Consider the following 13,819-nt stretch of genomic DNA (forward strand, 5'->3'; position numbering starts at 1 on the left):
CTTGCGGACGGCCGGGAGGCTCCCTATCTAACTACCAACGGCGACGTTGAGCGAAAAACTCCGGCGCTGGGACGACCTTGGAATAGCTCGGCTGCGCCGGATGTACGCGCGCCCCTGTTCCGGGGTCGTTGGCATTTTAGGGCCGCTTTTGGCGGCTTTCCCACAAAAACCCCGGCCAAAAACCCCGACTTGGCATCGCAGGACGCGGCGGATATACGCTGCCGTCATGAATGAAGCGATCAGACCGGGCCCCGAAAGCCCGCAGGCCCCGCAGCCGTCTCCGCGGTCGCCCGAGCTTTCGGTGATCGTGCCCACCTTCAACGAGCGCGATAACGTCACCGTCCTCTATCGGCGGCTCGAGGCGACGCTGCAGGGCGTGGCCTGGGAAGCCATCTTCGTCGACGACAACTCGCCCGACGGCACCTTCGATGTGGTGCGGAGCCTGGCCCAGCACGACAGCCGGGTGCGCTGCATCCGCCGCATCGGCCGGCGCGGCCTGTCGGGCGCCTGCATCGAGGGCATTTTGGCCTCCAGCGCGCCCTATGCGGCTGTGATCGATGCCGACCTCCAGCACGACGAGGCGCAACTGCCAAAAATGCTCGCGCTGCTCAGGAGCGGGCAGGCGGATCTCGTCGTCGGCAGCCGCTACATCGAAGGCTACAAGAACGAAGGTTTTAACAAGCAGCGCGCGGGCGCCAGCCAGCTTGCTACCGAAGTCGCCAAGAAGGTGCTCCAGGTCGAGATCGCCGATCCCATGAGCGGCTTCTTCATGATCCGCACCGACCGTTTCGGGGAGCTGGCGCCAAAACTCTCCGTCCATGGCTTCAAGATTTTGCTCGATGTCGTCGCCAGCGCCCATGGCGGCCTTCGCGCGGTGGAAATTCCCTACACGTTCGGCGAACGCCAGCATGGCGAGAGCAAGCTCGACTCCATGGTCGCGCTGGACTTTCTCGGCCTGGTGCTCGCAAAACTCACCAACGACGCGGTGTCGCTGCGCTTCCTGTTGTTTGCGATGGTCGGCTCGATCGGCCTCGTGGTGCACCTCACGACGCTGTTCATCTCGCTGGAGGTATTCAAGGAGCCGTTCGCGGAGGCGCAGGCTGCCGGCGCGCTCGTCGCCATGACCAGCAATTTCATTCTCAACAACTTCCTCACCTATCGCGATCAGCGGCTGAAGGGGTTTGCGATCCTCCGCGGCCTCATCGCCTTCTACATCGTCTGCAGCGTCGGCCTGTTCGCCAATGTCGGCGTTGCCTTCTCGGTCTACGACCAGGAGCCGATCTGGTGGCTTGCCGGCATGGCCGGCGCGTTGATGGGCGTGGTGTGGAACTACGCGATGTCCGGACTGTTCGTCTGGCGCAAGCGATAGTGCGCCGAGGGACCTGATATGGGTGGGGCTGACGCGCGGATCGTCCGCAACACCGCGCTCACGATCCTCGCGCTGGTTGGCTTGCGGCTCGTTGCGGCCGCCTACACGCCGATCACCTTCGACGAAGCCTACTACTGGATGTGGTCGAACAACCTCGCCGGGGGCTATTACGACCACCCGCCGATGGTGGCCTACGTCATTCGCGCCGGCACCCTGATTGGAGGCGATACCGAGTTCGGCGTTCGCCTGGTCTCGATCCTGCTCGCGCTGCCCATGAGCTATGCGGTGTACCGCGCGGCCGCGATCCTGTTCGGCGGCGCGCGCGTCGCGGCGACCGCCGCGATCCTGCTCAACGTCACGCTGATGGCGGCAGTCGGCACGCTCATCGTCACGCCCGATTCGCCGCTGCTGGTGGCCTCGAGCTTCGTGCTGTTGTTCCTGGCGAAGGTTCTTGAGACGGGTCGCGGTGCCTGGTGGCTCGCGGTCGGCGCCGCCGTCGGGCTCGCGCTGCTGTCAAAGTATACCGCGCTGTTCTTCGGCGTTGCGATCCTGATCTGGCTCATCGCCGTGCCAAAGCTGCGGCGCTGGTTCCTCTCGCCATGGCCCTATCTAGGCGGCATCGTCGCCCTTGCGGTCTTCTCTCCGGTGATCCTGTGGAACGCAGACCATCAATGGGTCTCGTTCCTGAAGCAGTTCGGCCGCGCGCGGATCGAGGATTTTCGTCCCGTCTTCATCGCCGAGCTGATTCCAACCCAGATCGCGTTCGCAACGCCCTTGGTCTTCATCCTCGGCGTCATGGGGCTTCATGCGCTGCTCTGGCGCAAGGTCGGCGCCTCGGCCTCGCGCGTGCTGATCAACACGATGGTCTGGGTCATCGTTGGCTATTTCGTCTGGCACTCCTTGCACGCCCGGGTCGAAGCCAACTGGTTCGCGCCGATCTATCCGGCCTTCGTGGTCGCAGCCGCAGCGGCCGCCAACATCGCGCAATGGAAGCCGCGCGAGCGGCGTACCGTCGACTTCTGCCTGCGCTGGGCCGCGCCGGTCGGCATCGTGATGTTCGCGGCGCTCATCGTGCAGGCGAATACCGGCGTGCTGTCGGGCTATCGCCGCGACGCCACCGTGCGCAGCGTCGGCGTCGGCTGGCGCGAGCTTGCCAATGAGATCGAGGCGGTGCGCGCGCGGACCGGCGCGACCTGCATTCTGGCGCCGGATTACGGTACGACGTCCTGGCTTGCGTTCTACCTGCCGCGCGGTACTTGCGTGCAACAGCAATCCCAGCGCATCCGCTGGATCAACATGCCCGAGCCGGATCCGAAACTGCTCGCCGGCAAGGCGCTCTATGTCGACGAGCTGCGTGCCGACGGACGTCCGTTCCTCAACGATATCTTCTGGCAGGTGAGCCGCGTCGCCGAATTGACGCGCAAGCGCGGACCGCTCGTCATCGAGACCTACAGCATCGATCTGCTCGAGGGCGCCAAGCGTGACGTTCTGGACCGTTCGCCGCCGCCGGAACTGCAGAAGTAAGCGATCCGTCAGTTCACGGTGTCGGGCTCGGCGATCGCTTGGGTTGCTTGAGGCGCACTGCGCCAGAACCAGACGGTGAGCTCGCCGGTCCGGCCGCGGATCTGGGTCTGCAGGGGGCCGGTGAGGCGTCCCTCCGCCAGCGCCCCTCGGCTTCGGCCGGCTTCATTCAGCAATATATCGCTCAACGCCAGGCTCGCGCCGTGCTGGGCGGCGACTTCCATCAGCCGGCTCGCCACGTTCACGGTATCGCCGGTTGCGGTGATGTGGGCGTGGCTGCGGCCGCCGAGGCGCGAAGCCACGATCGTTCCGAAATGTGCGCCGATCTTGAAGCCGATCCGGTCCCCGATTTCGCGCGGCAGCAATGCGATCCAGCGCTCGACCATCTGATAGAGCCGGGCGCAGCATTCGACGGCGCGCGCGGCGTCGTCAGGTGCCTGCCGCGGCAGGCCGAACAGGATCATCGCACCGTCGCCGAGAAAGCCGGTGATCGTGCCGCCGCAAGCCGAGGCCTCCCGGTCGACCAGCGCGTGCAGCTCCTTGAGGAGGTCGCGAAGCTCGTCCGGATCGAGGTCTTCGCTGAGCGAGGTGAATCCGGAGAGGTCGATGAAGACGATCGCGGCGTTCTGCCGGACTGGCTTCAGCAGGAAATCCGGGTCTTGCGCCAGCCATTCCTGGACGGCGGGCGCCTGGAATTGCGCGAGCAGTCGGCTTCGCGCGGCAAAATACTGGGTCCTGCGTCCACCGGCCCAGAGCTGCACGGCGGAAAAGATCGCAACCGGCGGCACCGTCGCCGCTAGCGTGGTCGCCGCGTTCAGCCAGACGCCGTGGGTGAAGGCAAACACGTTCAATGCGGCCCAGGCCAGAAACACGGCGGTGGCCGCGATGAGGCCGATCGCGCTGCGCCGCCATGCCAGGAGAGCGACCAGCAACATCGGCAGCATGATCACCATGATCGCCTCAGTGATGCGAACCTTGCGGTCATGCAAGATGCCGTCACCGGCCATCAGATGCGTGATCGCGGTCGAGATCACCTCCACGCCCGGCATCAGGGAATCGAACGGCGTCGGGAAGAAGTCTCCGCCGCCGGCGACCGCCGCGCCGATCACCACGACCCGGTTCTGGATCGCCTTGCGGTCGAGGGTGCCGTCGAACACGGCTTGGGCGCTGACGGTGCGGATCGTGCGGCGAGGGCCGTAATAGGTGATCGGCAGCGCATAGCCGGCATCGGTTGCGACCGTGTGATCGCCGATCGAGAGATGATCCGGCGCCACGGTCAGCGGCTTGTCGAGCGCGCGCGTCGCCACTCGCAACGGAAACGACAGCTCGACCTTGTCGCGCGTGCGGAACAGCATCGGGATCGACAGCGGCGATCCGGTCGCGACGTTGACGATGCCGACGTCGGCGTGATCAGCAAAGGCGGGAAGCGGCAGCAGGAAGCGCTCGGCCTGCGGCAGGCTCGCGAGCGCGTCCTGATTGCCCGCATCGACGGCTTCGATCGCTTCCGGGAAGATTGCGGCGGCGGCGAGCACCGTCGGCCTCGCGGCGAGTGATTTCGCGAGCAATTCGTCGTCGCCCGCAGAACCGCGATCCACCAGCAACAGATCGATCGCGATGAGTTTTGGTTCGAACTTTGCAATCGCCTCGACGACGCGCGCCAGATCGCTGCGCGCGAGCGGGAAATGGCCGCCGCGCTTCACGACGGTGTCGTCGATGGCGACGATGGTGACGAGATCGGGCGGCGTCTTCACGCCGCGGACCAGCGTGCGCAGATCGGTCAACGGCGCCTCGAGGCGATCGAGGAAACGCAAATGGCCCGTGGCGTGGCCGACGTAAACGCCGACGCCCCACAGCGCCGTCAATGCGAGCGCGATCAGACTATGGAAACGACGCTTACTCATCCGCTCGTTCTAGTGTTCGTCCGAGACCTATTGTCCGAGTCCTATTGTCCGAGTCTTGCCATCAAGGCCGCAACACGCGGCGCGCCCCAGCGCTTGACGACCAGCGCACCAGGACCTTCGACATCGACGCCTTCGCCAACGCCAAGCGTGACAGACTTCCCGCCGGCGCGGCGGCCGACCGCAACGCGTCCGTCGGCGACGAACACGGCTGTCTTGCCGTCGGAGGCGTCGACCGCCCATCTGGTGCCGCGCACGGCTGCGATCGCCTGCGGTGTCAGCACCTTGAAACGATTGCCGCCCGGCTTCTTGGGAACTTCGACTAACAAGGCCTTGCTGCTCAATTCGATGGAGTCGATATGTCCGTCGCGATTATTGTCTTTAAGTTCAAATCTGGCGCCGCTTTCGGCGACGATTGTGATCCCATTGTCGCAACGCAATGTCTGGGTTGCGTTGGACGACGGGCTCGATGTGCAGCCGAGACTGGCGGGCTGCGCCGCGACCGGCGTGAACGTGAGACAAAGTGACGTCAAAACGACGAATCCCGCGCATGCGGCCTTGATCATGGAAGCCTCCATTCAGCGCTCGGCATACTCAAATCATCGTGATACGGCACCGTATCATGTGCAACCCTGGGTGAAAAGCACCCTTTCGACGGCAATATGTACGGACCTATGTCCTTCTGCGGGCTTTTGAAGCTGCCTGGGGTCTTCGACCCGCGATCGAATTTCATGCGAGGTCGGCGTCGGAACGGTCATTCGAGGATCGTCTTGTAAAGAATGAAACAGACGAGGTGACCCATGAGCAGTCCAGTTTTGAAGCCCGCTGCAGAGCTCGCCAGCACCAACCGAACGCGTCATCCCAACGAAAGCGCCGATTATCGCCGCGCGCGGCAGGCGCTGCTCGTGGAGGAGATCGAACTCCGTCGCCAGATCGAGCGCGTCGCAGAATTGCGAAGAGCGCTGCCTGAAGGCGGCGAGGTGACGAAAGCCTATGTGTTCGAAGGCGAGCGCGGACAAGCTGCGTTTGCCGAGCTGTTCGGCGACAGGCAGACGCTCGTCGTCTACAGCTACATGTTCGGGGCGCAGCGCGAGCAACCCTGTCCGATGTGCACGTCGTTCATGAGCACGTGGGAGGCAAAGCTTCCCGACATCGAGCAGCGCGTTGCGTTCGCCTTCGTGGCGCGCTCGCCGATCGCGCGGCTGATTGCAGCGAAGAAGGCGCGCGGCTGGACGCGCCACAAGATCTATTCCGACACGGCCGGCGACTACACGCGGGATTATGTGAGCGCTGTTGACGCCGACATGCCGGGCTACAGCGTCTTCACCAAGCGCGGTGGCAGGATCCGCCACTTCTGGTCCGGCGAGATGGGAATGGACACGGCCGATCCCGGTCAGGACCCACGCGGCGCGCCCGACATGGACCCACTTTGGACAATTTTGGACACCACACCGGAAGGGCGCGGCAACGACTGGTACCCCAAGCTTGGCTACTGAAGATCGTGCCGCGGAACGAGGGGTAAGCCCGTGATTTTGCGGGCTTTTTCCCAAATTGAGACAACGTTAACGAGTTGCCCTAGATCCGCCCGAACTTAATCCGCATTTAACTAAAAGTCGCCTTAATGACGCTCCGACCTCCTGCGAGATGCAGACTGGAACGTGACCAGCGGCACTTGAAGGGGGACTGAGTGACACCGTCCTGGACGCAAGGCGAATGAGTACGAGTATCGCTGCGCAAAGTAACGCGGCACGGAAGTCCAAGAAGAATTCTCGGAAGTCTTCCCGGAAAGCTAGCTCCCAAAACATCGTAGGCGCCGCCGCGATCGGCGCCCTCGTGCTGGGCTGCGGCTGGACCGTGTACAGCAACGTCATCGCGTCGAGCCCCTATCCGACGCTCGGAGCCGCTGTCGACGACGAGCCCGTGATCAAGCGCGCCCCCAAGGTCGCGATGCGCGAGGCGGGCGCGGCGGTGAAGGAAGTGTTCGCACTTCTCCCCGATCGCTTGCAGGTCGCCGCACCCATAAGCCGCGAAATGTTCAACGAGCGCTTTGCCGCCGCCGCGGCGCAGAGCGTGGAATCGAACGCAGCCAGCGCCGCGCCGGCCACGAAGATTGCCGACGCCAAAGACACCGCGAAGCCCGCTGAAGCTGCCAAGGTCGCGGAAGCGCCGAAGGCCCAGGGTCCCGCGAAGATCGCCGATGCCGCCAAGGCCAAGCGCGGCGCCGATGCGCCGACGCAGGTCGCGCTCAACGAACCCGCGCAGACCGCGCGCGCGCCGGAGGCGAAGCCGAAATCCCTCGCGGAGCGCGCCAAGGCGGCGGTGCTGTCGATCGCCTCCAACGACAGGCATTCGATGGTCGAAAAACTCTGGGGCAAGCGCGGGCCGTCAGGTGGGTTGCTCGCCTATGCGTCGGCAGATGCCAGCATCACCGCGAGCATCGCGCCGAAGGAGCAGAATCCGATGCTCGGCGGCGCGCCGCCCTACGATCGCGAGACCGCGGTCTACGACATCACAGCGAAGATGGTTTACCTGCCTGACGGAACCAGGCTCGAGGCGCATTCGGGCCTCGGCGCCAACCTCGACAATCCGCGCTCGTCCAACCAGCGGATGCGCGGCGTGACGCCACCGCACATCTACACGCTGAAGCCGCGCGAAGCGCTGTTCCACGGCGTGCCGGCGCTGCGGCTGACGCCGATCGGTGGCGAGAGCGCGATCTTCGGCCGTGACGGTCTGCTCGCTCACACCTTCATGCTCGGGCCGAACGGCGATTCCAACGGCTGCGTGTCGTTCAAGGACTACTACGCCTTCCTCGACGCGTATCGCAACAAGGGCATCCGCAAGCTCGCCGTGCTGGCGCGGGTCGAGTAGACCCGCGTTTCAGGCCGCTACACTTTTCCGTAACGCCGTCTCCGTCGCGATCGCCTCCCGCACGGCAGGCCGCGCCTGCATGCGTTCGAGATAGGCCGACAACGACGGCCATTGCGCGATGTCGACACCTGCGGGACGAAGCATCAGCAAGGCCCAGGTGAGATACGCATCCGCGACGGTGAAGCTGTTGCCGACGAGGAATTCGCGGCCGGCAAGATGTGCAGATGGTACCGACAATGTCTGCGCGATCCTCGCGCGCGGTTTGGCGAGCGAGCCATCGTCCTTGTACCAGAAGGTCGGAAACAGGAACGCCTTGTGGATCTCGGCGCCGATGAAGCTCAGCCATTCGTGAAGCCGGTAGCGATCTGTATCGCCAGCTGGCGGTGCGAGGTCACGCTCAGGATTCACGTCGGCGATGAATTGCAGCACCGCCGCGCATTCGGTCAGCCGCTCGCCGTTTTCCAGCACCAGGACCGGCACCGCGCCCTTCGACGAAAGGTCGCGAAAATCGCTCTCGTCGTCCACGACCTTCTTGGTCAAGAGATGCACCTGATGATAACGCGCATCGAGGCCGGCCTCCATCAGCGCGATGCGGCTTGCAAGCGAGCAGGCCATCGGCGAGAAATAGAGTTGCAGCATCGCGTTGCTCCGTCATTTCAGCGCATCGCCGCGCGCGATGATCGCGAAGCGGTCGGATAGCTCGGCGAGTGCAACCTCGTGGATGGTCCGGGCGTCCAGCGTGCCGCCGAGGCCGTCGGGCAGGTCGCGCGTGGCGCAGGCGTCGGCGTCAACAGTCGTGCGAAAGCCGAGGTCGAGCGCGGCGCGCGCCGTGGAGCTGACGCACATATGCGTCATGAAGCCGGCCAGGACGATGTTCTTCTTGCCGGTCGCGGCAAGGCGCGCCTGCAAATCGGTGCCGGCAAAGGCATTGGGTAGCTCCTTCTCGATCACCAACTCGCCGGTACGGGGGCTCAGCTCGGCGACGATGGCGCCGCGGTCGGCACCACGATCGAACAGGCTGCCGGCCTTGCCGCAATGGGCGATATGGATGATCGCGGCTTTACTCTCGCGTGCCCGTGCCAGGAGCGCAGCCACGCGTGCGATCGCGGGCCGGGCGCCGGGCAAGGCAAGGGGACCTGCGAGATATTCGTTCTGGATATCGATCAGAACCAGTGCGGCGTCGCCAAGACGCGGCGGGTTGAGATCGGCGCCGGCGAACTGCAGCAGGGTCTTTGCGGTCGTCATGGTCTGGAAATCTCCGGGGTAAGAGGCGCGACAAACATAGTCCCGAGAATGCCTGCCAATATGCAGGGATATTGCAGCGGGTGGCTGCGATATTGCAGGTTACCCCCGGCCGGTATAACCTCGCTGCAATGAACTGGGACGATCTGCGCATCATCGCTGCCGTCAGGGACGAGGGTACTTACGCCGGCGCCAGCGCGCGGCTGCGCATCGACGAAACCACGGTCGGGCGCAGGCTGTCGCGGATCGAGCGTGCGCTCGGCTTACGTCTGTTCGAGGCCGCCGACGGCGTCCGCAGGCCGACTCGGCAATGCGAGGCGGTACTGGCGCATGTCGAAGCGATGGCCACACACGCCGCCGAGATCGGGCGCGTCGGTCAAAGCCTGGCAGGTCCGGTGGGACGCCTGCGCATCGCCACCACCAACACGGTCGCCGAGGAGGTGTTGTCGCCGCGCGCGAGCGACTTCCTGCGCGCCAATCCCGGCCTGACGCTGCAATTCCTCACCTCGAGCGAGAACGTCAAGTTTTCGCGCTGGGAGGCCGATCTCGCCATCCGGCTCCGCAAGCCCGACAAGGGCGACTTCGCGATCTCCAGGCTCGGCGACATCCGCCTCTATTATTTCGAGCCTGTTGCGACCGAGGGCGAGCCGACGCTGTGCGTCTATCCGGACGAACTCGGGGCCACTCCCGAGATGCAATTTCTGCGTACCAAGCAAGCCCGCGCGCGCTGCGTCACCGACAATGTTCGCGTCATCCGCAACCTGATCCGCGCGCATCAGGCCGCCGGCGTGCTGCCGGAGTACGTTTGCGAGGATCTGCTCGGGGATCGTCGCCTGCGCGCCACGCTGCTGCCGAAACGGCGCGACGCCTGGCTGCTCGTGCAAAATCACCTCAAGCGCGATCCTGCGACCCGCGTGACGATCGACTGGGTGAGGGCGTGTTTCCAGGACATGTCGCGCAGTTGAGGCGATGCCGCGGTGTGACGATCGCGTCACAGCGCAAGATGAGCGACGAAAAATCTTGCGGCACCCCCCTTGCAACCCGGACGTGCTTCGTCTATTAGCGCGCTCCTTCGCTAGGCCATGTGTCCGGGCTCTCTGAGATCCCGGCTGGCGCGTACCGGCTTCCGGTGTCGTGTTCCGCCGAACGAAGGACAAAAGCAGGATGTAGCTCATGGAGAGCGTCGGGCTGAACACCCGAAGGCATCGGTTCGATTCCGGTCTCTTGTCCCACAAAGGATAGCTCAGTTGGGTAGAGCAGGTGACGTTGAAATCATCGGGTCGCGGGTTCGAATCCCGCTCCAAGCGCTCCGTTTCAGCCTGAAAAGCTGATTCCTCTGACGAGGACCGGACGCGCGCTTCAGTCGCAGTCCGGCCGTTTTGCCGAAAGGCTTTCCGTCCGAACCTAGACACTGTGAGACCGGCTTCGCGCCGCGGTGGATACCGCTTGCGCTGATGCCGGGTAGCTCCGCACGGCCACGCGACCTTTGTCGCGTGATCGCGCGCGTGCGCCCGTCATCGCGCAGGCTCAAGCCTCGGCCCGCCGATTTTTTCAGGAAGCGTCGTCCGCGTCCTCACGTCTTTTGCAAACGAAACCTGTTGCCCGGCATCCGGCCGGGCGCAAATGAAGGAGGCGTGCCATGAGTTGGCATTTGCTGACGCTGAACGTGACGGTGAAGGATGGCGAGCGTGCATTGCTGACGCGCAATGGGCTGCTCGTGCGCGTGCTCGCGCCCGGCCGGCATCGCCTGTTCGATCCCCTGCATGAGTTGAAGGCCGAAGTGCTGAACGTGGTCCGCAGCGAATTCCCCGCGGATCGCTATGCGGTGCTGAAGGCCGCGCGGCCCGATCTCGCCGCCGAGCTGTTCGAGGCGGTCGAGACCGGGGCTGACGAGGTTGCCATCGTCAGCCTCGATGGCCGGCCCGTACACCTGCTCACGCCCTGGCAGATCCGCGTCTACTGGAAGGTCGCGACCCGCATCGATGTCGAGCGCATCGATGTGTCCAGCGATCCCCGGATCGGTGCGCGGCACCTGGCCATGATCGAGCGCAACCGTGCGACCATCTCGATGGAAGCGGTGGTCGAGAACCACGAAGCGGGCCTGCTCTATGTCGAGGGTCGGCTCGTGGAGCGGCTCGCGCCTGGCCGGCACGCTTTCTGGACCGTCGGTCGCAAGATCGAGGTCAAGCGCCTCGACCTGCGGCCCCAGGCGGTCGAGATCACGGCGCAGGAGATGCTGACCAAGGATCGCATCGCGCTGCGGGTGACGCTGACGGCGTTCCGCCGGGTGGTCGATCCCGAGCGGACGGTTGCGACCGTGCCCGACGTGGATGCGTGGCTGTACCGCCTGGTGCAGTTCGCGATCCGCGAGGCGGTGGCCGGCCGCACGCTGGACGAGGTGCTGTCTGCGAAGGCAGCGCTGGATGCGGAGCTGCGCGACTATGTGCGCGCACGCGTCGCGGAGTCTGGCGTCGAGGTGACGGAACTCGGCGTGAAGGACGTGATCCTGCCCGGCGAGATCCGTGAGCTCGTCAACAAGGTGGTGGAGGCGGAGCGGGTCGCCAAGGCGAACCTGATCCGCCGGCAGGAAGAGACCGCGGCGACGCGTTCGCTTCTCAACACCGCCCGCCTGATGGAGGAGAACCCCCTGCTGCTGCGGCTCAAGGAGCTGGAGTCGCTGGAGCGGCTGGTCGAGAAGGTCGGCCGCATCGACCTCCATGCCGGCGACGGCGAGGGCCTCGATGCCCTCTTGACCCGGCTCGTGCGCCTGAAGGCGCCCGAGAGCGCGTGAGACCTAAGAAGGGCCGCCCACGGGCGGCCCTTCATTGAGGGAGAATATACGTTAGGAGGCCACTATGGCTGAAATTTATTGGAGCGCGGACAACATCGCCACGATCGCCGGTTTCCTCTCGGCAGCCGAATGCGAGGACTATGTCCGGCTGGGTGAAGCGACCGGCTTCGAAGAAGCCCCCATCACCACGTCCAGGGGCATGATCCTGATGAAGGACGTGCGCAACAACGACCGGGTCATGATTGATGATCCGGAGCGAGCGCTTGCGCTCTATCGGAAGCTCTCCGGTGAACTGGCGCCGAGATTCGAGAGAACATGGACCCCGGTCGGGTTCAACGAGCGGCTCCGTCTGTACCGTTACGATGTCGGGCAGCAGTTCGACTGGCATCGCGACGGCTATTTCCAGCGGCCGAACGGAGAACGCAGCTTCTTCACGTTCATGGTCTATCTGAACGACGACTACGAGGGCGGCGCGACGTCGTTCAGCGACAATGGCTCCAGCCTCGGCCGGCCCATTCGCATCACGCCGGCGATGGGGATGGGACTTCTGTTCCATCATCCGATCGTGCATCGCGGCGATCCCGTCGTGGCGGGGCGCAAATACGTGCTGCGAACGGATGTGATGTACCGTCGCGTCGCGGCGACATGACGAAGGGCCGCCCAAGGGCGGCTCTTCACCACATGAACGCAGTTGCGGCAAGACGCAACTGAAGCTTGGATCGAATTTACCGGAGTGTCCCAAAATGATTGACGGAAACACGCTGATCGCCTGGGGTTTTGCACCGGGCCGCTGGTTCAGGGACGCCCTGGAGACCGCCAACGCCATGCGTGCCGGCGGCGCGGACGACGATGCGATCTTCATCGCTCTTCAGACCTTGCAGCCGATCGAAACGCTGATGCGGACGAACGGCATTCCGTTCTCGATGCTGATCGAGGCGGAGAACGAGGTGGAACGCGCCAACGTCACGGCGGTGGCCCAGCACATGGATGCGTTGATGCGCGTGCCGACCATCATGGCTGGCGCCGTGATGCCTGACGCCTGTCCGTCAGGGACAGCACTCGGAACCATCCCGGTTGGCGGCGTCGTCGCATGCGACGACGCGATCCATCCCGGCTTCCACTCCTCCGACATCTGCTGCTCGGTCGCCATCACGGTGTTCGGCCGTAGGGATGATCCGAAGCGGGTTCTCGATGCCGTTCACGATGTCACGCATTTCGGTCCAGGCGGCCGCGACGGAATCCGCATGCCGCCTGACGAGGTGATGGCGGGGTTCGATCGTAATCCCTTCCTGAAAGGGCTCGAGCGGTTTGCGATCGGTCACTTCGCCACCCAGGGCGACGGCAACCACTTTGCGTTCGTCGGCCATCTCAAGTCGACGGGCCATGTGGCGCTGGTGACGCATCATGGCTCCCGTGGTCTCGGCGCTCAAGTCTACAAGCGCGGAATGGCGGTTGCGAGGAAGCATACCGCGATCCACGCGCCGAAGGTCCCGAACCACAACGCCTGGATCAAGGCATCGAGCGATGACGGACGAGCCTATTGGGAGGCGTTGCAGATCGTGCGGGGCTGGACCAAAGCCAATCACATCGCGATTCACGATCTCACGGCCGCGCGCCTCGGCAATGCGATCGCTGATCGTTTCTGGAACGAGCACAACTTCGTGTTCCGGAAGGCAGATGGTCTTTTCTATCACGGAAAGGGAGCCACCCCGAGCTGGGCCGGCTTCTCGGAGGACGACGACGGGCGCACCCTCGTGCCGCTCAACATGGCGGAGCCCGTCCTGATCCTCAGGCATAGGGATAACAGGAGTGCGCTCGGCTTCGCTCCCCATGGAGCCGGGCGCAACGTTGGACGCAAGGCCTTCCTGCGCGAGAACAAGCCGCAGCTTCCGGCTGGAATTGACGCTCGTTTCTACTGCGGCAAACCCGACCTGTCAGAGCTGCCGCAGGCCTACAAGAACGCCGCTTCCGTGCGTTCGCAGATCACGAAGTACGGTCTCGGCGAGGTGATTGATGAGGTGATCCCGTACGGCTCAATCATGGCCGGCGATTGGGAAGCCGAGGCGCCTTGGCGCAAGCGCGGGTGAGGGTGCATGAATCAGGAAGGGCCGCCCACAGGCGGCCCTTCAT

At 64.5% G+C, this 13,819-nt stretch carries 12 protein-coding genes and 2 tRNA genes; 10 read left to right on the top strand and 4 right to left on the bottom strand.

Annotation, left to right across the window (positions count from 1 at the left end; genetic code table 11):
* Positions 1–226: 226 nt before the first annotated feature.
* Positions 227–1,369: a glycosyltransferase family 2 protein gene (locus tag KUF59_RS16840; protein ID WP_212458311.1), complete on the top strand. Its 1,143-nt coding sequence runs from the start codon at positions 227–229 to the stop codon at positions 1,367–1,369.
* Positions 1,370–1,387: 18 nt separating this feature from the next.
* Positions 1,388–2,893, top strand: a complete 1,506-nt coding sequence (locus tag KUF59_RS16845; protein WP_212458312.1) for a glycosyltransferase family 39 protein — start codon at positions 1,388–1,390, stop codon at positions 2,891–2,893.
* A gap of 8 nt (positions 2,894–2,901) precedes the next feature.
* Here the strand turns inward: KUF59_RS16845 and KUF59_RS16850 are convergent, their stop codons facing one another.
* Together KUF59_RS16850 and KUF59_RS16855 are read right to left on the bottom strand one after the other, a co-directional pair.
* Positions 2,902–4,791: a CHASE2 domain-containing protein gene (locus tag KUF59_RS16850; protein ID WP_212458313.1), complete on the bottom strand. Its 1,890-nt coding sequence runs from the start codon at positions 4,789–4,791 to the stop codon at positions 2,902–2,904.
* A gap of 41 nt (positions 4,792–4,832) precedes the next feature.
* On the bottom strand, positions 4,833–5,354 hold the full coding sequence (locus KUF59_RS16855; protein ID WP_212458314.1) for a FecR domain-containing protein: 522 nt from the start codon (positions 5,352–5,354) through the stop codon (positions 4,833–4,835).
* Positions 5,355–5,588: 234 nt separating this feature from the next.
* On the opposite strand from KUF59_RS16855, the gene KUF59_RS16860 reads away from it, so the two are divergent.
* Positions 5,589–6,284 carry a DUF899 family protein gene (locus KUF59_RS16860; protein WP_212458315.1) on the top strand — a complete coding sequence of 232 codons (696 nt, stop codon included), beginning with the start codon at positions 5,589–5,591 and terminating at the stop codon, positions 6,282–6,284.
* 217 nt (positions 6,285–6,501) lie between these two features.
* Positions 6,502–7,656 (top strand): tlde1 domain-containing protein, encoded by a 1,155-nt coding sequence (locus tag KUF59_RS16865; RefSeq protein ID WP_212458316.1) that lies wholly within the window; start codon positions 6,502–6,504, stop codon positions 7,654–7,656.
* A gap of 9 nt (positions 7,657–7,665) precedes the next feature.
* On the opposite strand, the gene KUF59_RS16870 is transcribed toward KUF59_RS16865, so the two are convergent.
* Positions 7,666–8,295: a glutathione binding-like protein gene (locus KUF59_RS16870; RefSeq protein WP_212458317.1), complete on the bottom strand. Its 630-nt coding sequence runs from the start codon at positions 8,293–8,295 to the stop codon at positions 7,666–7,668.
* Between the two features lie 12 nt (positions 8,296–8,307).
* The gene (locus KUF59_RS16875; protein WP_212458318.1) at positions 8,308–8,901 is read right to left on the bottom strand and encodes a cysteine hydrolase family protein; all 594 of its coding nucleotides are present in this window, start codon (positions 8,899–8,901) and stop codon (positions 8,308–8,310) included.
* A gap of 128 nt (positions 8,902–9,029) precedes the next feature.
* On the opposite strand from KUF59_RS16875, the gene KUF59_RS16880 reads away from it, so the two are divergent.
* The 6 genes from KUF59_RS16880 to KUF59_RS16905 all read left to right on the top strand — a co-directional run bounded on the left by KUF59_RS16880 (position 9,030) and on the right by KUF59_RS16905 (position 13,776).
* Positions 9,030–9,863 carry a LysR family transcriptional regulator gene (locus tag KUF59_RS16880; RefSeq protein ID WP_212458571.1) on the top strand — a complete coding sequence of 278 codons (834 nt, stop codon included), beginning with the start codon at positions 9,030–9,032 and terminating at the stop codon, positions 9,861–9,863.
* 194 nt (positions 9,864–10,057) lie between these two features.
* Positions 10,058–10,130 (top strand) — tRNA-Phe (locus tag KUF59_RS16885).
* 4 nt (positions 10,131–10,134) lie between these two features.
* A tRNA-Gln gene (locus tag KUF59_RS16890) sits at positions 10,135–10,202 on the top strand.
* 335 nt (positions 10,203–10,537) lie between these two features.
* Positions 10,538–11,689: a slipin family protein gene (locus KUF59_RS16895; RefSeq protein WP_212458319.1), complete on the top strand. Its 1,152-nt coding sequence runs from the start codon at positions 10,538–10,540 to the stop codon at positions 11,687–11,689.
* Between the two features lie 64 nt (positions 11,690–11,753).
* Positions 11,754–12,338, top strand: a complete 585-nt coding sequence (locus KUF59_RS16900; RefSeq protein WP_212458320.1) for a 2OG-Fe(II) oxygenase — start codon at positions 11,754–11,756, stop codon at positions 12,336–12,338.
* A 94-nt stretch (positions 12,339–12,432) separates the two neighbouring features.
* The gene (locus tag KUF59_RS16905) at positions 12,433–13,776 is read left to right on the top strand and encodes an RtcB family protein (RefSeq protein WP_212458321.1); all 1,344 of its coding nucleotides are present in this window, start codon (positions 12,433–12,435) and stop codon (positions 13,774–13,776) included.
* Positions 13,777–13,819 lie beyond the last annotated feature (43 nt).

This window comes from Bradyrhizobium arachidis (genome assembly GCF_024758505.1).
GTDB classification, from domain to species: Bacteria; Pseudomonadota; Alphaproteobacteria; order Rhizobiales; family Xanthobacteraceae; genus Bradyrhizobium; species Bradyrhizobium manausense_C.